Raw genomic sequence first — 21,651 nt, forward strand, 5'->3', positions numbered from 1 at the left:
TGTGTGGCGGCCAGCGGAAAGACTGGGTGGCGTCACAGCGATGGGCTGATTGTATACAACTTAATGGTCACTTTGTAAGCCTGTATTTCCGCATTTTTTCCGTGGAGTTGCCGCCGTTCAGCGCTGCAAGAAACTTGCCCGATTGGTCAGTAAACGGACAAAAGGTCTTTTAAAAGCAAGGCTTGCTGGGAAATTCCGTTGAGGATCGAGACGTCGCAGCATGTGCGAAACTTTGTGATTTTTATTGTGTACAATTTTTATTAAAAGTGTCTTAATCGGCCCATCAGCGGCTTTTTGATGCCCCGTAAAGGTGCAGCCTATTTCACTTCATGCAAGGGAGCCCGCCCCATGGGACGACTGACGACACACGTACTCGACGCAGCCCACGGCTGCCCCGGCAGCGCCATCCAGGTTGAGCTGTACCGCGTCGACGGCGCGCAGCTGGAACTGGTCGCCACTGCGCTGACCAACAGCGATGGCCGCTGCGACGCGCCGTTACTGCAAGGTGATGACTACCGCAGCGGTGTTTACCAATTGCAATTCAGCGCCGGCGACTACTACCGCGCCCGTGGCGTGCAATTGCCGGAGCCGGCCTTCCTCGACGTCGTGGTGCTGCGCTTTGGCATCAGTGCCGAACAGGATCACTACCACGTGCCTCTGCTGATTTCGCCTTACAGCTACTCCACTTATCGCGGTAGCTGAGTCGTCAGCTCGCTTCACACCCCCAAAGCTCTTCGTTGGTTTCGCCCGCGCACACTGCGGGCTTTTTTTTGCCTGCCGGTTTTGCGCTCAACTATGTAGCGCCGCAGTGGTCCGTCCGTTGCCTAGCCTTTTCCTTCCATATACAGGGAGGCGATATGAGCACGGTAACGGACAATCAGTTGGACCCCATCAGAGCCGGGTTGACCCGGCGTATCAACGCAACGGCGCAACCGAGCCGGGTCATCAATGAACTGCACAATGCGGGCCTGCGCTGCGAGGTCACGGCCAAGGGCCTTGGGCAGTTGCTCGACCGTGCGCCACGGATTGGCTCGATCATTCGCCAGGCCTTGCGCGACGCATTCGGTGTCGACCCCGACACCCAGTTGCTCAAGGTGCCCCTGGCGCTTGAGGGCATGCCCCACACGCGGGACTTGGTTGAGGCCAGCCTTGGGCTACTGGCGGCGCGGCAGCAGACGCCCCCGGCCCCCGTCCCGGATGATCGGGCCGGGCAGGCGCTGAGCCAAGCCTTAGGGCCGGACTGGCCCGGTCGCTTCGACACCGTAATGGCCCGCTACTGGGACGGCCTGGCCGCAGACTCATGGCGATCAAGGCGAGCCCGCTGGCATGAGTTGTATCAGGCCTTTCTTGCGAGCCAGGCCGTACTCGCCCATGGCGTGTTCGAGTTGTCGGATCATGGCCTGGACATGGTGCAAAGCCTGCTCGACGCGCCGACGGCCGAAGCGCGCCAACGGGCGGGCGGCGACTGGGCGAGCTTGAACGTATCGTCGCTGTACTGGCCACTGAAAGGCGCGACGCCCGTGGCCTTGAGCGGCGGGTTGCACCTGTACCGTGCGGGCCAGCGTCATCAGCGCCAAGTGATTTTTCTACCGGGGTTGGCCCAGGGATTTCACGAATTCGGCTCCTTGGTCCAATTGCAGGAGGCGTTGCCGGCATTGGTCAGTCGCTACCTGGACGGCTGGTGGCAGCGTTTGCCGCTGCGTCAACGACACGCGGTGCCGGACCTGTTCGTTGCTGAATTTCCCGGGTTCAGCCTGCAGCCGGCAGACCCCATTGAAGACGATGCACTGCAACAGGCCGCCGACGCTTTACTCGCCACCCAATGGCAAAACGAATGGGACACCGTGGCGCAGGTCAACCTGGCCTTGTTGTTTCCCCGGGACGCCATCCGCGGTACCCACGGCAGCCTCGTCGAGCGCTTACGCACGGTTGAGCGGCAGCGGCGGCAGTTGATCCCGCTGCGTCCGTCCTTGCATCGAGCGCTGGAGACTTTGCTGGGCTGGGACGCACACCGATGTCGTGATCACATCCACTTTGCCAGCCTGGCCCGCGAGCTGCCCAAGGGTGCCTGTGAACAGACGGTGGCGCGTTATGAGCAAGGCTTGTTGGCGCTGCTGGACCCTGCCGATGCCAGCCAGGAGACCCCAGCCTGGGCGCAGATGCAGGTGCTGCATCAGCAATGGCAAACCCATCAATCCCAGGCATTGGCGATGCTGGAGGCGCATGAAGCAAGCCTTGGCGACCTGGATTTCTGGAATCGAAAAGTCGCGGGGCAACCGCCCAGGGGCGTCCTGTTATTGCGGGCCCGGCGCGGCGCGCTCGAGAGTGAGGCACGGTTGCAGTGCCACCTTAAATTGATCAGCGAGGGCCAGCAGCAACAGGTCGCACAGGGCATGGTCAAGCCCGGCGCCACGCGGGTAACGGGGGTTGTGATTGAACACCAGCGCCTGCTGGGCGCGCTGGTTATCTGCACGGCTGAGGCCGTCCAGCAACCGGTGATGTTGTATGTGCCTGGACGGCAGGGAGGGCTTCAGGCGTTTGCATCGCTGGCAAGGTTGTCCGAAGCACTCAGCGCGAGCTTCAAGGCGATCGACCGTTCGCCGCTGTGGGATTGTCTGCATCGTACCCAGCGCAGTGCCGTCCTGGCCAAGGTCCGAGCGTTGAAGGTCGACGAGCCGGTGAGCGTCGAGTATCCGCAGATCGACGGCGACGGCTTGCTGCTGGCGATCAAAGAGCAGATCAAGGGCTTCAATCAGCTCGACCATCTGTTGGCAGCCGGCGAGCCCGTGCTCAGCGAAGTCAGTGATCCGTCGTTCGCCAGGCTGGCGCTGGCGGATGAGGCGGTCAACAGTCTGCAGGTGCCACCTTGCGAGGCGTTTGAACAGGCCCTCGCCAACGTGCAACTACTGCGGCTTGCCGCTGCCGAGCGCAAGCGGCTTCCAGCTTGGCTGGAGACCGCGCAGGCTTGGCCGCGCAAGCGTTATCGGCGCCTACAGGCGTCATCCCTGCGCAGTTGGCAGGCGCTGGAGTCAGGCGTATTCGAGCGTTTGCCGGCACTGACGGTGTTTGCCCGCGACGCGTTGATCAAGCGGCTGCAAGATGACGGTTTTTACCCTGGGTTGGATATTGACCAGCCGCTGTTGGACATGCCCGATGATGTCAGCGCCCATTGGGTGGGGCATCCAGAGCGGGCGGTGGGGGAGTCCGGCGCGAAAATCGTGGTCAGCCAGGAGCGGCAGACCTACAGCCTGTTGCAATTGGCGTTGCATAACCTTGATGCGAAAGCGCCCTGGGCACGTTGGCGGCTGCAGAAGGCCCATTATCTGCAGCCAGCCTGGAAGGATCGCCTCAGCCCCGACTACTTGCTGGCCACGCTATCGAGGCTGGACCTCGCACAGCGCTATGCCCAACAGATTCGCCAGGCGTTTTATGGCGACCCCCACAGCGACGATCCACAGACCCTGCGACCAGCATTGCTGCGTGCGTTCAAGCAGGCGGCGCAGTGGCATCTGTTCAGCGCCGCCAACAGTGGCCTGAGCGCGCCCGGCCAGCGTTTGTTCGCGCTGGCATTGGCGGCGCAGAGCCGTGCCGATCTTGAGCGTGACGGCCACAGCGTGCAGTTGTGCACGGTCAGGCTGGAGGCGCTGACACTGCCGGCGCCACGGCATATCGCCGGCGTGGTGGTGATCATTGACGAGGTGGATGATCGCTGCGTGCTCTATTGGCCTGACAGCCCTGAACAACCGAGCATTACCGAATACAGCGGCCTGGCAGAGGCCCGCACGGCGTTGATCGGGCTGGCCTCGACGCCGGGCGCAAAGGCTGCGCTGGCCCAAGGGGTTGCCCCGGGGTGGGAGGCTGATGGCCTCGCGGGGTACCCGAACGACCTGCGTGTTGAGGTCGGTTGGATGGAAGGGCTGCTCCGTTATGCCCTGGGTTCCGACGTGTTTCATCTGGCGCGCTGGTTTAACCGCAGTCGAGTGTTTCCGGCCAAAGACTTGAGTGCGATTGAGGCGGAAATTGACGAGCAGCGCACTCATTCCCCAGACAATTGGTTAGGCATCACTCCCACCGAGGGCAATCACCTGCTTGAGCTACTCGCCCACTCCCGCGTATTGACGGCGCAACGCCAGGCTTATAGCCAGTGCAACTCCGATGACGAATTGAAGGTGTACCGCGCGTGGCGTCTCGGCGAGCAGGCCGATACACGGTGGCGAGGGCTGTTGTCATTCGTGCCGGTGCTGGGGTTGGGGATCAAGCTGTATGAAGTGTTATTGGCTGCGCGGCGGCTTCATCAGCAGCATTCACCTGAAGGAATTTTCGAGTTGGTGACCAGCGTGCATATGTTCGTGCTCGAAGTGGCCATGACGTTGCTCCCCGTGCGGGGTTCCCGAGCCGGCGCCAAGCCGCAGGCGCCCAATATGAGCCGGGTCTTGCAAAGGCTGCATCGTCAGCAGCACTTGGCGGCCGGCGGCAGTTTTTTCATGCGTACCTCATTGCCCGCCAAACGGTTCAAGGGCTTGGAAGGCTACCGCAGTCCGAGCGCAGCAGGCGATGGCATCGCGCTAGGCGGGCGCAACAAAGGCAGCTACCTCAAGGATGGCGAACAATTTGTGGTGGACGGCAGGGACCACTATCCCGTTTATCGTCGGCCGGGTGAGTCTGCTTTGCGTCTGAAAAACCGACAACGCCCAGGAGAAAATGAATGGCTGCTGCAGATCGACGAACCTCGACAGTGGCTGCTGGGCGCCGATGCTCCCGAACCGCAGCCGGGGCCCAGTACGGCGTTGTTCCGGCCCTGGGAGCGGCCTGCACCCGGCACGTTCTGGGCTGTTCGCTCACGCCCGACGGCGGAGCGCGTACGCAGCCAGCCGGTGTTGACCGAGAGCTATTGGCAGGCCTGGGGGCACGAGGTGCCCGGAGTCTCGCCGCAGGTGTTGTCGGCGTCCAAACGCTTGTACCGGGTGTATGGCGAGGCGCCTTTCGATGCCGTGAAGCTGGGGGAGAACTACTTCGAGATAGTGCCCGGTGGCCTGCACGCGCCCCATGATGTGGTCTTTGTAAAAAGCCCCAGGGCCCTGGCCCATAACGCAATGGATGACCTTGACCGCTGGTTGGGCGTCAGTCTGGGTGAACAGCCCATTCCCTTCGTCTATGGCGCAGACGGCCGCTGGACGCCTCATCAACCCCTGTTCAATCGCCCCTTGGCGGAGTCGGTCGGGGCTGTTTTTCCAGGCCTGACCCAGGGGAGTCGGCGTTTCGCCGTGCAGCGTCTGGTGGAAGTGGCCGACAGCAGCCGCTCGATGACAGCGACGCGGTTGTTGAACCTGCGCACCACGCTCGACGATTGGCTGCCCGCCGTGCCGCGAGCGGCGGGGTACACCGATGACTTGCTGAAAATGCTCCGGCCGATCGAGTTAGAGGGCAAGTTCAGTGTGAATATCAGCGTAGATGGCTTAGGGCCTGGGTTTGAGCGGGTGGACTTCCTGGTGCCTTTTAGGCTGGAGCCGCGTCTGCTGGACAAGCGCACAGCGCCGGCCTCAAGCAAGATCATCGTTGCTCAGAATGCAGTCAGGCAGGTGTTGGAGCGTCAGGGGTTTCACCTGGAAACGGTGCCCAAGGGCAATCGCGGCGACTTGAACAACTTTATCGTCACGCACCCTAAATCCAACAACGTATATTTCATCCTTACGCGTTGGACGGATTCGAGCAGCATTCCGTTGTCGTCCAATAGGATCTTGCAGTTATCTGACGTGTGGTTCGACCGCAAGCTCGCCAGCCGGGGCAGCCAACGCAGTGTGCAATACGAAACCGTCAAGAAGGCCATCAAAGAACGTCGCCTGGTCCGGCTGGTGGGGGGCATTCAGCAGGACACGCGCGGGTCGACGTTCACGGTGTTTTTCAGCCGCGTGGCCGGGTTGGACTGACCCCGACGCACCCGCGCCGGGGCTGGCAGGCTCAGCGGCTCAATAGCGAGGCCGCGCCCGCACCACTGAACAGCCCGGCGCTGATGCGGTTGAACCAGCTCTGGCCTTTGCCGCTGCGCAGGTAGCGCGCGGCACCGTGGGCACCCAGGCCGTAGGCCAGCTTGCACAACAGGTCGAGCACGGTCCAGGTGGCGATCATTATCAGCAACTGCGGCAGGAACGGCTGCTGGCTGCTGAGGAACTGCGGCAGGAACGCGGCAAAAAACAGGATGTCCTTGGGGTTGCTGGCGCCCAGCACAAAGGCCCGGCCAAACAACGCGCGAAAGCGCGGCACGGGCGCTGCCTGCGGAACCTCCGCACCACGGGCCGGCAGGCGCGACTGCTGCCAGCTCTGCCAGGCGAGGTAGAACAGGTACAGTGCGCCGACGATCTTCAAGGCGCTGAACAACTGTTCCGAGGCCAGCAACAGTGCGCCCAGGCCCAGGGCCGAGGCGCTCAACAGGCAGATCGAGGCAAACACCCCGCCGAGAAACGCCGGGTATGAACGGCGCAGGCCGTAGTTGAGGCTGTTGCTGATCATCAGCAATGACAACGGGCCTGGGATCAGGATCACGATCAAGGCAGCGCCGCTGAACAGCAGCCAGGTTTCCACACTCATTCCATTCCTCCATTCATGCAAAAGCCCCGCCCGAAGGCGAGGCGGTGTTCGCCACTTCCGCGGTTACAGGAAGACAAACTTGGCGATGAAAATCGCGCACAACGCCCACAGGCTCACGGAAATTTCTTTGTGCTTGCCCGTGCCGGCCTTGAGCGCCACATAGGTGATAAAGCCCAGGGCGATGCCGTCGGCGACCGAGAAGGTCAGCGGCATCATGATCATGGTGACAATCGCCGGAATGCTGTCGGTGGCTTCGTCCCACTCGATATGCGCCATGCCGCTCATCATCAGCATCGCGACATAGATCAACGCGCCCGCCGTAGCGTACGCCGGGATCATGCCGGCCAGCGGCGCAAAGAACATCGCAGCCACAAACAGCACGCCCACGGTGACGGCGGTCAGCCCAGTGCGCCCACCGGCGGCCACGCCTGCAGCGCTTTCCACATAACTGGTCACCGGCGGCACGCCGACCATCGCACCGAACACGCTGGAAGCACTATCGGCTTTCAGGGCGCGGGACAGGTTTTCGATCTTGCCGTCGGCGTTCACCAGCCCGGCGCGCTGGGCCACTCCCATCAGGGTGCCGGCGGTGTCGAACATATGCACGAACAGGAACGCAAACACCACGCTGATCATGCTGATGTTGAACACGCCCATCACGTCCATCGCCATCCAGGTCGGGGCCAGGCTTGGCGGGCTGGCGACAATGCCCTGGTACTGCACCAGGCCCAGGCCCCAGCCGGCCAGGGTTACGGCGATGATGCTGAGCAGGATCGCGCCGAAGACGCGGTGGTAGCTGAGGATCGCGATCAGCAGAAAGCAGATGGCCGCCAGCAGCGGGGCAGGCTCATGCAGTGAGCCTAGCTTGATCAAGGTGGCCGGGCTGTCGACGATGATACCGGCGGTCTTCAGGCCGATCACGCCCAGGAACAAACCGACGCCCGCGCCCATCGCGTGGCGCAGGCTGACCGGGATGCTGTTGAGCAGCCATTCGCGGATGCGCGACAGCGTGAGGATCATGAACAGCACACCGGAGATAAACACCGCACCCAAGGCGGTCTCCCAGTTGTAGCCCATGGTGCCGACCACGGTATAGGTGAAAAACGCGTTCAAGCCCATGCCCGGTGCCAGGCCCACCGGCCAGTTGGCGTACAGGCCCATCAGCAGGCAACCCAGGGCGGCGGCGATACAGGTGGCGACAAAGGCCGCACCGTGATCGATGCCGGCGTCGGCCATGATGTTGGGGTTGACGAAGATGATGTAGGCCATCGTGATGAAGGTGGTGAGGCCGGCGATCAACTCGGTCTTCACTGTGGTGCCATGCAGGCGCAGTTTGAACAGGCGTTCGAGCCAGCCGTTCTGTGAGGGGGCAAGGTCCAGCGGCGAGGCTTCGGATTTGCGGCTATCCACAGCGAGTACTCCTCAAGCATTTTATTGTTATGTCCAGCGCGGGGCGCTGTGAGGTACTGGCGGGTTTTGTTGACCAATAGGTCAGGAACTCGCACGAAGCGAATTATGCTTTTGTATACAAAGAAAGCAAATAATGTTTTCTATTTTCTGCGTGAAAAGGATGAAAGGCAAAGCCAGGGCGCCACCGAGGATCAAGGCTGGCCTGCAAGTGCCTGGTTGACTGCGAGCCAACCGTTTACCGCTTCTTCGCCCGCTTCGGCGAAGGCGCGCTGCAACAACTTCACCTGTTCACGGCGCAGCGATTGCTCGAAACGCTGGCCTTCTTCGGTCAATTCCAACAGGCGTTTGCGCTTGTCGGTCTCGGACGCAACGCTGTCCACCAGGTGCATCTCCTGCAATTGGCGCAAGGGCATGTTCAGCGCCTGCTTGCTCACACCGAGCAATTCCAGCAGTTCCTTGACGCTCAACGCCGGGTAGCGTGCGATAAAAAACACGATGCGCTGATGCACCCGGCTCAGCCCACGGCGCTCAAGCATTTCATCGGCCTTGGCAGTGAACGCCTGGTAACCGAAGAAGAACGCTTCCATGGCTTGTTGCTGGCTGCTTTGGTTTTTAAGGTCAAGCATATTGACGTATCCACTCAAGCTGTCGTAATTTCGGTCAACCAGTTTGACGTATTTCCAACAGGCTTCGCTAGCGGTGACCTTATGGCCTTCTCTGAACGTGTTACTCGCCTCAAAAGCTCCTTGATCCGTGAAATCCTCGCGGCCGCCCAGCGCCCGGAAGTGATGTCGTTTGCCGGTGGCCTGCCGGCCGAAGCCATGCTGCCGGCGCTGGACTGGGATGATATGCCGCTGAACATCGGCCAATACGGCATGAGCGAAGGCGAGCCGCAGTTGCGTGAACTGCTCGCCGCCGAGGCACGTGCGTTGGGTGTGCCGTGCCAGGCCAGCCAGGTGCTGGTGGTCAGCGGTTCCCAGCAAACCCTGGACCTGGCGGCCAAGCTGTATATCGACAAAGGCACCAGGATCCTGCTGGAGGGGCCGACCTACCTGGCCGCCCTACAGATCTTCCAGCTGTTCGGCGCCGACTGCCTTACCGTGCAACTGGAAGCCGATGGTCCCGACCTGACCAGCCTGCGCGCCAACCTCGAGCGCCATCGCCCAGCATTCGTCTACCTGATCCCGACGTTCCAGAACCCTTCGGCCGTGCGTTACAGCGAAGCCAAGCGCGAGGCCGTCGCCGCCTTGCTCGATGAGTTCGGCGTGACCCTGATCGAAGACGAACCCTATCGCGAGCTGACCTTCGACGGCGGCAGTGCGCAGCCCATCGTCGGCCGCTTGAAAAAAGCCAGCTGGATCTACACCGGCACGGTCTCCAAGACCCTGCTGCCCGGCCTGCGCGTGGGTTACCTGATCGCCAGCCCGGACCTGTTCCCGCACCTGCTCAAGCTCAAGCAATCGGCGGACCTGCACACCAATCGCGTCGGCCAGTGGCAGGCCATGCAGTGGATCGGCACGCAGAAATACCAGCAGCACCTGGTGGAACTGCGCGGTTTCTACCGTGAGCGCCGCGACGCATTCCAGGCTGCGCTGGCGCGTCACTTCGCCGATCTGGCCGACTGGCAAGTGCCCCAGGGCGGATTATTCTTCTGGCTGACCTTGAAACAGCCGCTCGATACCCGCACCTTGTTGGCACCTGCGCTCGATCAGGACGTCGCGTTCATGCCCGGTGAACCGTTCTTTTCCGAGCCGGACCAGCATTTAGGCTCACTGCGACTCAATTTCAGCCATATCGACCCGGCCCGCCTGGACGAAGGGCTGAAACGCCTGGCCGCGGTGGTCCGTCAAGCACAGCACGCGCAAGCGGCATAAGGGGAGCCCCATGTACAAGGTTTATGGCGATTACAAGTCGGGCAACTGCTACAAGGTCAAATTGATGCTCAACCTGCTGGGCATCCCGTATCAATGGGTGGATATCGACATCCTCAACGGCGATACCGAGACCCCTGAATTCCTGGCCAAGAACCCCAACGGCAAGATCCCGGTGCTGGAACTGGAAGACGGCACCTGCCTGTGGGAGTCCAACGCGATCCTCAACTTCCTTGCCGATGGCAGCGAATTCCTGCCCACCGAACCGCGCCTGCGCACACAAGTGCTGCAATGGCAGTTCTTCGAGCAGTACAGCCACGAGCCTTACATTGCGGTGGCGCGGTTTATCCAGTTCTACCTGAACATGCCGGAAGATCGCCTGGAGGAATACAAGACCACCCACAAGCGCGGTTACAAGGCCCTGAAGGTCATGGAGCGTCAGCTGCAAACCACGCCATACCTGGTGGGCGAGCAGTATTCGATTGCCGATATTGCGCTGTATGCCTACACCCATGTGGCCCATGAAGGTGGGTTTGACCTGACGCCTTACCCGGCCGTGCAGGCCTGGTTGAAGCGCGTGGCCAGCCATCCCAGGCATGTGGGCATGCTCGACTGATCACCGCGGTGAAAAAATGTGGGAGGGCGGTGCGACGATTCGACTTGCCCCCTCCCACATTCAGCTCGATGCCGTGCCAGATAATTCATCGTTCAGCAGGTCGAAACAGCGCTGTGCCGCCGGGCTCAATCCCATCCCGCTACGACTGATCAAGCCGATCTCGCGGTTCACCCCGGGATGATCGATGTGGATGCGCTTCAACCCCTCCAGACTGTCCGCCGCCGACTCCGGCAGTACGCTGATCCCCAGGCCCTGACGCACCAGCGCCAGCACCGTCGACATGTAGTTGGCCTCCATCCCGGCGTTCATCGTCAGCCGCGTCTCATCGAACAGCGCATCCACTTGCTCGCGTACGCTGCTGTCGCGGCCGGTGAGGATGATCGGCTGGTCCGCCAGTTGCTCCAGGGTCAATTGGCGATGGTGGGCGAGGGGGTGATCCAGGGGGACGAACGCACACAATCGATCATTCAGCACCGGCACGAACTCCAGGCCATGGCTTAGCCGCGACCGTACGCCAATACCGAAATCCACTTCGCCTGCGCGGACCTGGGCATGAATGCGATGGGCCACCAGGTCCTGCAGGCGCACTTCGATCCCGGCAAAACGCTCGCGAAACAGGCGCAAGGCCGGGGGCAGGGCGCCGGCGCAGACCGACGGCAGGGCCGCGAGGGTGACCACACCACGGCGCAAGGCCGCGAGGTCGCGGGAGCCGGTGACGATGTTGTCCAGGTCCAGCAGCAGTTTTTCCATCGGCCCGCGCGCGTCCTGGCCGGCAGCGGTGATGCTCACATGCCGGGGGCTGCGGTCGAGCAGGGCGACGCCGAGCCAGTCTTCCAGTTGTTGCACCTGCACGGTGAGTGCCGAAGGCGAAAGATGCAGCTCATGGGCGGCCTTGATAAAGCTGCCGGTGCGGGCCACCGCAAGGAACGCCTGAATGTGCTGGATCGAATTTTTCATTGTTGTTGTTCTCGAGCGTTTTGTTTTTACGAACATGACTGGCTGAACATTCTAATTTACAAAGAGTAACGCGCTTCCAATACTCCAGGGAAAACAATAACCGGCCACCAAGGCCGCTATGGAGTAACCCATGCTCGCAACCCTGGGTGTCATTACCATCCTGTGCCTGCTCGCTGCCGTCATGAGCAAACGCCTTTCGCCACTGGTGGCCCTGATCGCCTTGCCGATCATCGCCGCGCTGCTCGGTGGGTTCGGCCTGCAAACCAGTGCCTTCATCATTACCGGCATCAAGAACGTGGCCCCCGTGGTGGGCATGTTTGTGTTCGCGATCCTGTTTTTCGGGATCATGACCGATGCTGGGATGCTCGACCCCATCATTGATCGCATCCTGCGCACGGTAGGGACACGTCCTACACGGATTGTCGTTGGGACTGCGACCCTCGCCCTGTTGGTGCACCTGGACGGTTCCGGTGCCGTGACCTTTCTGGTGACGGTGCCGGCGATGCTGCCGTTGTATACGCGGCTGGGCATCGACAAACGCATCCTCGCCTGTGTCTGCGCGATGGCGGCCGGGGTCAACTTCCTGCCGTGGACCGGCCCGGTGCTGCGCTCTTCGGCGGCCTTGCACGTGCCGGTGGCGGACCTGTTCCAGCCACTGATCCCGGTGCAGATCGTCGGCCTGATCTTCGTCTTTGCCTGTGCCTGGTGGTTGGGCCGACGTGAAGAAAAACGCCTGGGCCTGGGTGCCGGCTCCAGCGTGGATGCCGTGCCGCAGCGGGTGCTCAGCGACGACGACATCAAGCTGCGCCGCCCCCGCCTGTTCTGGGTCAACCTGATCCTGACCGTGCTGGTCATGGTGGTGATGATCGCCGGCTGGGTCGACCCGGTGGTGATGTTCATGCTCGGCACCGTGGTAGCGCTGTGCATCAACTACCCGAACGTGGACGCCCAACGCGCACGCATCGATGCCCATGCGAAAACCGCCCTGACCATGGCCAGTATCCTGCTCGCCGCCGGGGTGTTCACCGGCATCATGCAAGGCACCGGCATGCTCAAGGCCATCGCTGAAGTGGCGGTGGCGCAGATTCCGGCGGGCCACGGCAAGTTGATTCCGGCGGTGGTGGGCTTTTTGTCCATGCCGCTGAGCATGCTGTTCGACCCCGATTCCTATTATTTCGGCGTGATGCCGGTGATCGCCGAAGTCGGCAAGGCCCTGGGCGTCGACCCGCTGCAAGTGGCCCAGGCGTCGTTACTGGGCGTGCACACCACCGGTTTCCCGGTCAGCCCGCTGACCCCGGCGACCTTCCTGTTGGTGGGCCTGTGCAAGATCGAATTGGCCGATCACCAGCGCTTCACCATCCCTTTTCTGTTTGCCGCGTCGGTGTTGATGACCCTGACGGCGTTGCTCTTGGGAGTGATTTGAAATGAAAACCTTGCGCATCGGTTCCGGCGCCGGCTACTCCGGCGACCGCATCGAACCTGCCGTGGAACTGGCCGAGCTGGGCGACCTGGATTACCTGGTGTTCGAGTGCCTGGCCGAACGCACCATCGCTTTGGCGCAACAGGCGCGAATCAGTGACCCGCAGGGGGGGTATGACCCGCTGCTCAGCGAGCGCATGCGCCGGGTGTTGCCCTTTGTCGGCCAGCATGAGGGGCGCCGTCGCCTGCGGGTGATCACCAATATGGGCGCGGCCAACCCGGTGTCGGCGGCGCTCGAAGTGCGGCGGATTGCCCATGAGCTGGGCCTGGGCCTCAAGGTGGTGGCGGTGGTCGGCGATGACGTGCTGGACGTCTTGCGCCCCGAGCAGGTACTGGATAACGGCCGAACCCTGGGTTCACTGGGCGCGCGACTGATTTCCGCGAATGTCTACCTGGGCGTCGACGGCATTCTTGATGCCTTGCGCGCCGACGCCGATGTGGTGATCACCGGGCGGGTGGCCGACCCGTCGCTGTTCCTCGCCCCGCAGGTGTTTGAATTCGGCTGGGCGATGGACGACTGGCAGCGCCTGGGGCGCGGCACGTTGGTCGGGCATCTGCTGGAGTGTGCCGGGCAGGTCAGCGGCGGCTATTTTGCCGATCCCGGTTTCAAGGATGTGGATGACCTCGCACGCCTGGGTTTCCCGTTGGCTGAAATCGATGCTGAGGGTGAGGCCGTGATCACCAAGGTTGCAGGCTCCGGTGGGCGGGTCAGTCGCGCCACCTGCACCGAGCAATTGATCTACGAAGTGCATGATCCTGCGGCGTATCTCACCCCGGACGTGACCGCCGATTTTTCCCAGGTGGGGTTTGACGAGGAGGGCGTTGATCGGGTGCGTGCCCACGGTGCTGCTGGCCGCGCACGGCCCGAGCAGTTGAAGGTGAGCGTCGGTTACCTGGATGGCTGGATTGGCGAAGGGCAGATGTCCTACGGCGGCCCCGGCGCGGTAGCACGGGCGCAGTTGGCGCGGGATGTCGTACTCAAGCGTTTGCAACTGATGGGTGTGAAGATGCAGGACGTACGCGCCGAACTGATCGGCATGGACTCGCTGCACGGTCCGCGCAGCAGCGTAGAGCCCTGGGAAGTGCGCCTGCGCGTGGCGGCCCGCTGTGAAGACCGCAGTGAAGCGGTGCGGGTCGGCAATGAAGTGGAAACCCTCTACACCAACGGCCCGTCCGGCGGCGGCGGTGCCAGCAAGAGCGTACGGCAGGTGGTGGCGGTGGCGTCATTGCTACTGCCCCGTGACGCGGTCAACCCGAGGATCGAAGCATGAAACTGCACACGCTGGCCCATTCCCGTACCGGCGATAAGGGCGACACCTCGAACATTTCGATCATTGCTTACCGAGCCGAGGATTATCTGCTGTTGTGTGAACAGCTTACCGCCGAGCGCGTGGCCGACTTTTTTGCCGGCCTGCTGGAGCCTTACGCTGCCCCGGTGCGGCGCTATGAACTGCCGAATGTGCAGGCGCTGAACTTCGTACTGCCGGGGATATTGCGCGGCGGCGTAACCCGCTCGCTGGCACTGGATGCCCATGGCAAGTGCCTCGGCTCGGCGTTGCTGGAGCTGGACCTGGATTTGCCAACACCGAACTGAATGTGGGGGGGGCAAACTCCCTCCCACATTGGATCTCAGCAGGTCTGTCAGACCGCAGCGAAACGCTTGTCCAGGTAATCGATGATCACCTTGGAGTCATACATCCAGGTGGTCTGGCCATTCTCTTCGATACGCAGGCACGGCACTTTGATCTTGCCGCCTTGCTCCAGCAGGGTCTGGCGGTCCTGCTCGTTGTTCTTCGCATCCTTCAGCGCCACCGGCACATTCAGGCGGTGCAGGGTGCGGCGGGTCTTCACGCAGAACGGGCAGGCGTGGAATTGATACAGGGTCAGGTCCTTGGCCGCTGCGTTCACCTGTGCCTGTTGTTCGGCAGGGCGCTGCTTTTTGCGCGGACGGGTAAGTAAGTCGCCGGCGATGATGACGTGGCCGAGGCCCACTCGAAGTGCTTTGACGAACATGGCTGAAACCTCTTGCCCATGAAGAAGGGGCCGCAGCTTACCTTAATTCTGCAGGCGAAAAAAAACCGGCGATGAACGCCGGTCTTTTCCTACGCAGCCTGTTACTTGATCAGGCTGAGGAATTCACTGCGGGTGGCCGCGTTTTCGCGGAACTCACCCAGCATCACCGACGTGATCATCGACGAATTCTGTTTCTCCACACCGCGCATCATCATGCACATGTGCTTGGCTTCGATCACCACGGCCACGCCCAAGGCGCCGGTCACTTGCATCACCGCGTCGGCGATCTGGCGGCTGAGGTTTTCCTGGATCTGCAGGCGGCGCGCATACATGTCGACAATCCGCGCGACCTTCGACAGGCCCAGCACTTTGCCGCTTGGGATATACGCCACATGCGCCTTGCCGATAAACGGCAGCAGGTGGTGTTCGCACAGCGAGTACAGCTCGATGTCCTTGACCAGCACCATTTCGCTGTTGTCGGAGCTGAACAAGGCACCGTTGGTGACTTCTTCGAGTGTCTGTTCATAGCCGCGGCAAAGGTACTGCATCGCCTTGGCGGCACGCTTGGGCGTGTCGAGCAGGCCCTCGCGGGAGACGTCCTCGCCGAGTTGGCCGAGGATCGCGGTGTAGTTTTGTTCCAATGTCACAGGACTGTTTCCGTATGGGTTTCAGAACGGTACGGTGTATGCCTGTACCAATGTGAAGCGCTGCCCGGCGCGCAACAGCGGCGGGTGATGTGGCGCACATAGTAGCGTAGGTGCGCCGACAGTTGTATTCCCGGACGATACCGATGTTAGAGTCGGCCTCCGTTGAGGAGGACGTGATGACCCCGCTGGAGCGAAGTATTTCTGAGCGCGCCCTGATCTTTGCCAAAGCAAATCGGACCCGCATTGCCCGTGAACTTGCCTGCCTGACTAAGTACCCAGGTGAAAATTATCCGGTTTCAGTGTTTATGGCGGGCTCGCCTGGCGCCGGCAAGACAGAAGTGTCCAAATCATTTATTCGCTTGATGGAGGAGGGGGGATCCAGTGCATTGCGAATCGACCCCGATGACTTCAGGGAATACTTTCCTGACTACACAGGCGCAAACTCCAGTCTTTTTCAACGTGGCGTAACTGCCATGGTGGAGAGGACTGTCGACCTCGTTTATCAGCAGCGCCAGTCTTTCCTGTTGGACGGAACGCTGGCCAACTTTGCCGTGGCTCGGAAAAATATCCAGCGCGCCCTTGATAAGGAAAACCGGTCTGCACAGGTTATCTACGTCTACCAGAAGCCTGAGCTGGCGTGAGTTTCTGGGGCGTCTTCAAGTCGATGTGCTCATCAAGGACACTGATGGCGGGGAGTCATACATCGGCATCGACCTATCGGCTGAGGAAATTGACGAACTCGTTATACAGCCCTACCATCCTGATCAACTTGAGCAAATTTTGACCGGAGTAGCCTTATGAAAGGCGAAATTACGGAAGTTGTAGAAAAATATTCATCCACCACCATGTCAGACTTTTTTCGAAGTGGTTCGGTAGAAGAAAAACGTGCTGTTTACAGAAGCGCAGCCGATACTGCGATCACCATGCAAAAGGCAGTGATCTCGCTGGCGAAAGAGAAAAAAGCGAAAGAGCTTTTCGACAACTGACGTTACTGGCAATACCACAATAGCCCAGCTCAATTGCTGGGCTTTTTATTACTTATTCGTCGCGCCCTTCCATCATCGTGCGCTTGAGCATCACATACACCGCACCCGCGCCCCCATGACGGGCCTGGCACGAGGTAAAGCCGAGCACCTGGGCATGCTGGCGCAGCCAGGTGTTGACGTGGCTCTTGATCATCGGCCGCTTGCCGTCCAAGCGCACCGCCTTGCCATGGGTGACGCGCACGCAGCGAATTTCGAACTTGGTGGCTTCGGCGAGGAAGGCCCACAGGGTTTCCCGGGCTTTTTCCACGTTCATGCCGTGCAGGTCGAGGCTGCCTTCGAACGGGATCTGACCGGCCTTGAGCTTGCGCATCTGGCTTTCCTGTACGCCGTCGCGGGCCCACATCAGCTCGTCTTCGGGGCCGACGTCGATCACGAACTGGTCTGACAGGCCATCCACGGTGGTGGCATCGGTGCGCACGGTAGCAGCCTGGCGCAGCTTGGCGATCTGTGCGCGGTCGGCCTTGGGTTTGCCGGTGTCGGCGCGGTCGTGCTTGATCGGCTTGACGCCGCGCAGCTCGTTTTTGAACAGGGAAAAATCGTCGTCTTGCATGTCAGCCTCCGCGAAGGGCGGGCAGTTTACCTAAATCGCGGCGGCCGGGGCGCAGGAAACGCTATCCAAGCGCCATCAGTCGTGCTTTTTCATCAGGTGCGAGGCGATGTTCAGTGACAACGGCTGGCGCATCTTCCGACGGCTGCGGCGCCACAGCCACACGCCCAGCCACAGCACCAGCAGCCCGATCCCCAACAGAATCGCCGAGCCGCCAGGGCTGGCATTCAGTTCGCCAAGGGCCGGCGAGTGGCCAAGCAAACCGGCGCCACCAGCGCCGGTCAACAGCAAACCTACTACCGCCAGCAGCGCGGCAATGCCGGCCACCAGGCGCAGACGCCAGTTGCTCGGGCCCTTGGGGCGCAAGCGACGAGCGTCAAAACCATCGGATATCTTCATTCCGACCTTTCCTCCAGGGTATCGGCCCTTCGACCGGAAGATACACAGGTTGTTCCTGTACCCGAGGTAAATGCGCCAAATGAGAGGGCTTTGCGGATGAGCGGGACCTTCAACAGGCCGCACCGCTCACCCGAAGGGCGATCAGATCAGGTCTTTAGTCAGTGCGAGAGTGGCAAAATTGTCAGCCATGATGGCCATCTCGGTCTGCTGCACATGCTCGGCGCTCAGGATGCCACCTTTGTAAGGCAGGTCGCGGGTGGCGCAGGCGTCTTCCACCAGGGTGCAGCGAAAGCCCAGGTTCTTCGCGGCACGCACGGTGGTGCTGACGCTGGAGTGGCTCATGAAGCCGCAGACGATCAGGTCCAGGGAACCGAGGTCCTGCAGGTGTTTTTCCAGGCCGGTGCCGTGGAAGGCGCTGGGCAGCAGCTTGCCGATGATGGTTTCGTCACCTTGAGGTTCGAGGCCGGGGATGAACTCACCGCGCTCGCCCTGGGGGTCAAACAGGCCGCCCACGGTACCCAGGTGGCGCACGTGCACGATCGGGCGCCCGGCGTTGCGCGCGGCGGCGACCAGTTGCTTGATATTGCCGACCGCCGCGTCCATGCCGGAGAGGGCGAGCGGGCCACTGAGGTATTCCTTTTGAGCGTCGATGATCACGAGGGTCGCATGGCCAAGGTTGGCAGCTGCGTAACCACGACCGCTGAGTTGAAACATCGTCTTTGGAACGGACATTCTGGGGCTCCTGTGAGGGGGGCTTTTGCGTCATTGTCCACTGGCTGAGCGGTTCTGTGAATCGCTACTATCGTAAGGTACGCCGTTGCTGGCGTGCAGCCATGTCAAGTGGCGGCGATGTTTAACCGAATGATGGCGATTTGGATGAAATCCGACGTATGGCAACAGCTTTTCGTACATCGTCGGTACAGGCGAAGGCTGTTAGAATCGCCAGTCGTTTTTTCCAGGAGTCTGCCCCCCGTGATCACATCTCGCCTGCGCACCTTGCGCGACCACATCCGTTGGGCCGTCAGCCGTTTCCATGGGGAAGACCTGTTTTTTGGCCATGGCACCGACAATGCCTGGGACGAAGCCCGGCAGTTGGTGCTCGGCGCCTTGCACCTGCCATGGGAAATTGCCGACAGCTACCTCGATTGCAACTTGGAAGAAGAGGAAATCTCTCACGTACAGCGTTTGTTGCATCGCCGTATTCATGAGCGGGTGCCCACGGCCTACCTGTTGAAAGAGGCGTGGTTCTGTGGCATGTCGTTTATCGTTGACGAGCGCGTGCTGATCCCGCGTTCACCCATCGGCGAGTTGATCGAAAACCGCTTCGAGCCTTGGTTGGCCCAACCGCCGGCGCGCATCCTCGACCTGTGCACCGGCTCCGGTTGCATCGGCATTGCCTGCGCCTACGAGTTCCAGGACGCCGAAGTGGTACTCGGCGACCTGTCCTTCGAAGCCCTGGAGGTGGCCAACCAGAATATCGAGCGCCATGGTGTCGACGAGCGCGTGTACACCGTGCAGGGCGACGGTTTCGACGGCCTGCCGGGCCAGCGCTTTGACCTGATCGTGTCGAACCCGCCGTATGTGGATGCCGAAGACTTTGCCGACATGCCGGACGAATACCAGCACGAGCCGGAGCTGGGCCTGGCCTGCGGCGACGATGGCCTGAACCTGGTGCGACGCATGCTGGCCGAGGCGGCGGACCACCTGACCGAGAAGGGTTTGCTGATTGTCGAGGTGGGCAACAGCCAAGTGCATGTTGACGCGCTGTACCCGGAAGTGGACTTCGCCTGGCTGGATTTCCAGCGGGGTGGGCATGGGGTGTTCATGCTCACGGCCGAACAGTGCCGGGAACACCAGGCAATCTTCGCCGCTCGGGTTTAACCAACCTTAGGGTAGAAAATGTGGGAGGGGGCAAGCCCTAATGCCAGTCAGTTAAGCGTACATCGCCTCCTGTAGGAGCGAGCTTGCTCGCGAAAAACGTCAACGATAACGCGTGCTTCCTGAATGAGCGCGGCGCCTGTGAGTTTTTCGCGAGCAAGCTCGCTCCTACAAAAAGCCTTAACTGACTGGCATTAGGGGCAAGCCCTTCCCGCATTTCGATGGCTTTCCAGCCGGCTAGCGGTGCGTGGCAATCCAGATCAACAGCCCCGCCTGAAACACGGTGAACGCCACCAGGCAGGTGATGGTAAAGCGCAACCCGCTGTCCTCACGCTTGAACTTGGTGACCTTTTCTTCTTCCTTGCGCAGTTTCACTTCCTGCTCCAACAGGTTGTGCTCGGCCTGTTGCAGCATCTGCGCGGCTTCAAGGATCTCCACGAACTGCACCTTCTCGGTGTTCCAACTGTCCAGTACATCGCTGACCTTGCCCGGCTGCACGTTGCCTTTGAGGTGCTGCACATCGGCGTAGGCCACATCGAAACCCTGGACGCGCAGGAAGTGATCGCGGCGCAGGCGTGTGGCTTCGTTGAGTGCGTCCTTGTTGGCCAGGTCCACGCCGTCGACGCGGTAGCTTGACCATTTTTTCTTCGTCCACGCGGCGCCCTGGGCCACCAGGAAGCGACCGATGCCGCGGTTGGCCGGTTCGATTTCCAGGCTGTTGCCCGGGCCGAAGTGCACGCGGTGTTTATCGTGATCCACCCAGATATCCAGATGGTTCTGCTCGCGGCGCACCCGCTGCCCCGGCAATTGGATCACCATGCGCAACAGGCTGTGGTGTTTGTCATGGCGCTCGGCATAGCCGAACTGTACGAACCGCAGCGGCCGCAGGCCGGTGGCGCGGTCGGTGGCCAGCGGGGCCAGGCGCAGCATCTTGAAATGCTCGGCCTGAACATCCGCCCACGGCAGGGGCGCCGCCGTGTCGATGGCCTCGGTTTTTTCAGCCGGGGTGTCGGCGGTCGGTTCCGGTGTTGCTTCAGTGGTTGTCATGCGGTGCGATCCTGTCCAAGCCCTGCCAGTCGACAGTCTTTTTGCTGTCGACTCTGGGCTTATCGGCCGCTTTTTGCAGGACTGGAGGCAAATTGTCGCTTAACGGGGTTGAAGTCCGTCGATAAAGCCTGCCAAGCGGGTGCCCAGCTCAGCGGCGAGCGGCAATTGCGGGTCATTGTAGGAGGCCAATTGTTGCTTTACGTCGTTGGGCACGATGCGCATCACGTGGTTCATGCCTTCGATCACCGCCAGTTCGGCATCGGGCTTGGCCCTTTTGAGTTGCTCGGCGTCGCCCACACCGACCTGAATATCGTTGCTGCCCTGGATGATCAATGCCGGCATGCGCAGTTTTGCAAACGCCGCTGAAGGGTCGGCGCGAAACAGGCTGATCAGATACGGCTGCACGCTGGGTCGGAAAATGCCCTGCAACGGGCCAGGCACATCGGCGTCCACCTGACCGGCCTTGAGGTGATCGAGGATTTCATTGCTGCGCAGCAGCAGGGCAGGGGGCAGGTGATCGGCCAGTTGCTGGCGGATCACCTGGTCGACCGGACGGGCGCTGCCGGACAGGGAAATCACCCCGGCCGGGTCGAGTTGCGGTGCGGCCAGTGCCGCCACCAGCGCGCCTTCGCTGTGGCCCAGCACAATCAGCGGGCCCATGCGTGTGTCGGCCTTGAGCAATTTGCCCCAGGCCACCGCGTCGGCCACGTAGGCCTCCAGGGTCAGGTTGCGTTCGTCGGGCGTGGCGGCGAGGCTGGCGGCCACACCGCGCTTGTCGTAGCGCACGCTGGCGATGTTGTGCCGGGCCAGCACCCAGGCCAGGCGCTTGAGGCTGTCATTGCGAGCGCCGTCGGCGCTGTTGCCGTTGCGGTCGGTGGGGCCGGAGCCGGCGATGATCAACACCACCGGCACCGGTTTATCGGACTGCGGCAGCAGCAGCGAGCCAAACAGTTCGCCGCTGCCGGTGTCCAGGCTGATCGGGCGTTGCAGTACGACAGGGGAGGCGGCGTCGGCCACGGCGGTAAACAGGGTCAGGGTAAACAGGGTCAGGGTAAACAGAAGAACTCGCAGCATCATCGCGCCATCATGAGGAAGGTGCCGGTTGGACCAAGGTCTACCGGTAAGGTTTCGAGGATGAACTAGTCGGTTAGCCTGC

General features: G+C 61.5%; 21 protein-coding genes. 10 read left to right on the forward strand and 11 right to left on the reverse strand.

Going from position 1 to position 21,651, the window contains the following annotated elements; translation table 11 throughout:
- Positions 1-348: 348 nt before the first annotated feature.
- Both uraH and V3W40_RS11060 read left to right on the forward strand, forming a co-directional pair.
- A complete protein-coding gene (gene uraH / locus V3W40_RS11055; protein ID WP_065927242.1) occupies positions 349-702 on the forward strand; it encodes a hydroxyisourate hydrolase in 354 nt (117 codons plus the stop codon).
- Between the two features lie 155 nt (positions 703-857).
- A complete protein-coding gene (locus tag V3W40_RS11060) occupies positions 858-5,927 on the forward strand; it encodes a dermonecrotic toxin domain-containing protein (protein WP_330215012.1) in 5,070 nt (1,689 codons plus the stop codon).
- Between the two features lie 31 nt (positions 5,928-5,958).
- On the opposite strand, the gene V3W40_RS11065 is transcribed toward V3W40_RS11060, so the two are convergent.
- The 3 genes from V3W40_RS11065 to V3W40_RS11075 form a co-directional block, all read right to left on the reverse strand.
- Positions 5,959-6,585, reverse strand: coding sequence for a LysE family translocator (locus V3W40_RS11065; RefSeq protein ID WP_159936537.1), 627 nt, complete (start codon positions 6,583-6,585; stop codon positions 5,959-5,961).
- Positions 6,586-6,648: 63 nt separating this feature from the next.
- On the reverse strand, positions 6,649-7,995 hold the full coding sequence (locus V3W40_RS11070) for an NCS2 family permease (RefSeq protein ID WP_330215013.1): 1,347 nt from the start codon (positions 7,993-7,995) through the stop codon (positions 6,649-6,651).
- A gap of 191 nt (positions 7,996-8,186) precedes the next feature.
- Positions 8,187-8,621, reverse strand: coding sequence for a MarR family winged helix-turn-helix transcriptional regulator (locus tag V3W40_RS11075; protein WP_065926607.1), 435 nt, complete (start codon positions 8,619-8,621; stop codon positions 8,187-8,189).
- Positions 8,622-8,702: 81 nt separating this feature from the next.
- Here V3W40_RS11075 and V3W40_RS11080 point away from each other — a divergent pair, with 81 nt between their 5' ends.
- Positions 8,703-9,869 carry an aminotransferase-like domain-containing protein gene (locus V3W40_RS11080; protein ID WP_065948610.1) on the forward strand — a complete coding sequence of 389 codons (1,167 nt, stop codon included), beginning with the start codon at positions 8,703-8,705 and terminating at the stop codon, positions 9,867-9,869.
- 10 nt (positions 9,870-9,879) lie between these two features.
- On the forward strand, positions 9,880-10,482 hold the full coding sequence (locus tag V3W40_RS11085; protein WP_065926609.1) for a glutathione S-transferase family protein: 603 nt from the start codon (positions 9,880-9,882) through the stop codon (positions 10,480-10,482).
- 60 nt (positions 10,483-10,542) lie between these two features.
- Here V3W40_RS11085 and V3W40_RS11090 read toward each other — a convergent pair whose 3' ends face one another.
- Positions 10,543-11,439, reverse strand: coding sequence for a LysR family transcriptional regulator (locus V3W40_RS11090; RefSeq protein WP_330215014.1), 897 nt, complete (start codon positions 11,437-11,439; stop codon positions 10,543-10,545).
- Between the two features lie 130 nt (positions 11,440-11,569).
- Here V3W40_RS11090 and V3W40_RS11095 point away from each other — a divergent pair, with 130 nt between their 5' ends.
- The 3 genes from V3W40_RS11095 to V3W40_RS11105 are packed head-to-tail and all read left to right on the forward strand — an operon-like array spanning position 11,570 to position 14,512.
- The gene (locus V3W40_RS11095; RefSeq protein WP_065948608.1) at positions 11,570-12,862 is read left to right on the forward strand and encodes a CitMHS family transporter; all 1,293 of its coding nucleotides are present in this window, start codon (positions 11,570-11,572) and stop codon (positions 12,860-12,862) included.
- Between the two features lies 1 nt (position 12,863).
- On the forward strand, positions 12,864-14,189 hold the full coding sequence (locus V3W40_RS11100) for an acyclic terpene utilization AtuA family protein (protein WP_315872339.1): 1,326 nt from the start codon (positions 12,864-12,866) through the stop codon (positions 14,187-14,189).
- Complete coding sequence (locus V3W40_RS11105) at positions 14,186-14,512, forward strand: AtuA-related protein (RefSeq protein ID WP_065926613.1); 327 nt, start codon at positions 14,186-14,188, stop codon at positions 14,510-14,512. Before V3W40_RS11100 ends, V3W40_RS11105 begins: the two co-directional genes overlap by 4 nt.
- A 47-nt stretch (positions 14,513-14,559) precedes the next feature.
- Here the strand turns inward: V3W40_RS11105 and V3W40_RS11110 are convergent, their stop codons facing one another.
- Both V3W40_RS11110 and folE read right to left on the reverse strand, forming a co-directional pair.
- Positions 14,560-14,931 (reverse strand): glutathione S-transferase N-terminal domain-containing protein, encoded by a 372-nt coding sequence (locus V3W40_RS11110; protein WP_065926614.1) that lies wholly within the window; start codon positions 14,929-14,931, stop codon positions 14,560-14,562.
- A gap of 101 nt (positions 14,932-15,032) precedes the next feature.
- Positions 15,033-15,578 carry a GTP cyclohydrolase I FolE gene (folE, locus tag V3W40_RS11115; RefSeq protein ID WP_019826593.1) on the reverse strand — a complete coding sequence of 182 codons (546 nt, stop codon included), beginning with the start codon at positions 15,576-15,578 and terminating at the stop codon, positions 15,033-15,035.
- Between the two features lie 176 nt (positions 15,579-15,754).
- Between folE and V3W40_RS11120 the strand changes: the two genes are divergently transcribed.
- On the forward strand, positions 15,755-16,219 hold the full coding sequence (locus V3W40_RS11120; RefSeq protein WP_235865604.1) for a zeta toxin family protein: 465 nt from the start codon (positions 15,755-15,757) through the stop codon (positions 16,217-16,219).
- A gap of 156 nt (positions 16,220-16,375) precedes the next feature.
- A complete protein-coding gene (locus V3W40_RS11125; RefSeq protein ID WP_065926615.1) occupies positions 16,376-16,564 on the forward strand; it encodes a hypothetical protein in 189 nt (62 codons plus the stop codon).
- Positions 16,565-16,616: 52 nt separating this feature from the next.
- On the opposite strand, the gene V3W40_RS11130 is transcribed toward V3W40_RS11125, so the two are convergent.
- The 3 genes from V3W40_RS11130 to V3W40_RS11140 form a co-directional block, all read right to left on the reverse strand.
- The gene (locus V3W40_RS11130) at positions 16,617-17,174 is read right to left on the reverse strand and encodes a Smr/MutS family protein (protein ID WP_016976371.1); all 558 of its coding nucleotides are present in this window, start codon (positions 17,172-17,174) and stop codon (positions 16,617-16,619) included.
- 75 nt (positions 17,175-17,249) lie between these two features.
- A complete protein-coding gene (locus V3W40_RS11135; protein ID WP_330215015.1) occupies positions 17,250-17,570 on the reverse strand; it encodes a hypothetical protein in 321 nt (106 codons plus the stop codon).
- 141 nt (positions 17,571-17,711) lie between these two features.
- The gene (locus V3W40_RS11140; RefSeq protein ID WP_065926616.1) at positions 17,712-18,302 is read right to left on the reverse strand and encodes a cysteine hydrolase family protein; all 591 of its coding nucleotides are present in this window, start codon (positions 18,300-18,302) and stop codon (positions 17,712-17,714) included.
- A gap of 240 nt (positions 18,303-18,542) precedes the next feature.
- On the opposite strand from V3W40_RS11140, the gene prmB reads away from it, so the two are divergent.
- Positions 18,543-19,451, forward strand: a complete 909-nt coding sequence (prmB, locus tag V3W40_RS11145) for a 50S ribosomal protein L3 N(5)-glutamine methyltransferase (RefSeq protein WP_065926617.1) — start codon at positions 18,543-18,545, stop codon at positions 19,449-19,451.
- 234 nt (positions 19,452-19,685) lie between these two features.
- Here prmB and V3W40_RS11150 read toward each other — a convergent pair whose 3' ends face one another.
- Complete coding sequence (locus tag V3W40_RS11150; RefSeq protein WP_330215016.1) at positions 19,686-20,495, reverse strand: hypothetical protein; 810 nt, start codon at positions 20,493-20,495, stop codon at positions 19,686-19,688.
- Between the two features lie 99 nt (positions 20,496-20,594).
- Positions 20,595-21,572 (reverse strand): alpha/beta hydrolase, encoded by a 978-nt coding sequence (locus V3W40_RS11155; protein WP_330215017.1) that lies wholly within the window; start codon positions 21,570-21,572, stop codon positions 20,595-20,597.
- Positions 21,573-21,651: the final 79 nt, after the last annotated feature.

It is taken from the genome of Pseudomonas sp. AM8 (genome assembly GCF_036346475.1).
GTDB lineage: Bacteria > Pseudomonadota > Gammaproteobacteria > Pseudomonadales > Pseudomonadaceae > Aquipseudomonas > Aquipseudomonas marginalis.

Coding starts and splice junctions, on each gene's coding strand:
- V3W40_RS11090 (WP_330215014.1), bottom strand. CDS start 11,439: ATGAAAAATTCGATCCAGCACATTCAGGCGTTCCTTGCGGTGGCCCGC.
- V3W40_RS11080 (WP_065948610.1), top strand. CDS start 8,703: ATGGCCTTCTCTGAACGTGTTACTCGCCTCAAAAGCTCCTTGATCCGT.
- V3W40_RS11125 (WP_065926615.1), top strand. CDS start 16,376: ATGAAAGGCGAAATTACGGAAGTTGTAGAAAAATATTCATCCACCACC.
- V3W40_RS11085 (WP_065926609.1), top strand. CDS start 9,880: ATGTACAAGGTTTATGGCGATTACAAGTCGGGCAACTGCTACAAGGTC.
- V3W40_RS11130 (WP_016976371.1), bottom strand. CDS start 17,174: ATGCAAGACGACGATTTTTCCCTGTTCAAAAACGAGCTGCGCGGCGTC.
- V3W40_RS11075 (WP_065926607.1), bottom strand. CDS start 8,621: ATGCTTGACCTTAAAAACCAAAGCAGCCAGCAACAAGCCATGGAAGCG.
- V3W40_RS11150 (WP_330215016.1), bottom strand. CDS start 20,495: ATGACAACCACTGAAGCAACACCGGAACCGACCGCCGACACCCCGGCT.
- V3W40_RS11140 (WP_065926616.1), bottom strand. CDS start 18,302: ATGTCCGTTCCAAAGACGATGTTTCAACTCAGCGGTCGTGGTTACGCA.
- V3W40_RS11060 (WP_330215012.1), top strand. CDS start 858: ATGAGCACGGTAACGGACAATCAGTTGGACCCCATCAGAGCCGGGTTG.
- V3W40_RS11100 (WP_315872339.1), top strand. CDS start 12,864: ATGAAAACCTTGCGCATCGGTTCCGGCGCCGGCTACTCCGGCGACCGC.
- V3W40_RS11155 (WP_330215017.1), bottom strand. CDS start 21,572: ATGATGCTGCGAGTTCTTCTGTTTACCCTGACCCTGTTTACCCTGACC.
- V3W40_RS11120 (WP_235865604.1), top strand. CDS start 15,755: ATGACCCCGCTGGAGCGAAGTATTTCTGAGCGCGCCCTGATCTTTGCC.
- V3W40_RS11105 (WP_065926613.1), top strand. CDS start 14,186: ATGAAACTGCACACGCTGGCCCATTCCCGTACCGGCGATAAGGGCGAC.
- uraH (WP_065927242.1), top strand. CDS start 349: ATGGGACGACTGACGACACACGTACTCGACGCAGCCCACGGCTGCCCC.
- V3W40_RS11065 (WP_159936537.1), bottom strand. CDS start 6,585: ATGAGTGTGGAAACCTGGCTGCTGTTCAGCGGCGCTGCCTTGATCGTG.
- V3W40_RS11095 (WP_065948608.1), top strand. CDS start 11,570: ATGCTCGCAACCCTGGGTGTCATTACCATCCTGTGCCTGCTCGCTGCC.
- V3W40_RS11110 (WP_065926614.1), bottom strand. CDS start 14,931: ATGTTCGTCAAAGCACTTCGAGTGGGCCTCGGCCACGTCATCATCGCC.
- V3W40_RS11135 (WP_330215015.1), bottom strand. CDS start 17,570: ATGAAGATATCCGATGGTTTTGACGCTCGTCGCTTGCGCCCCAAGGGC.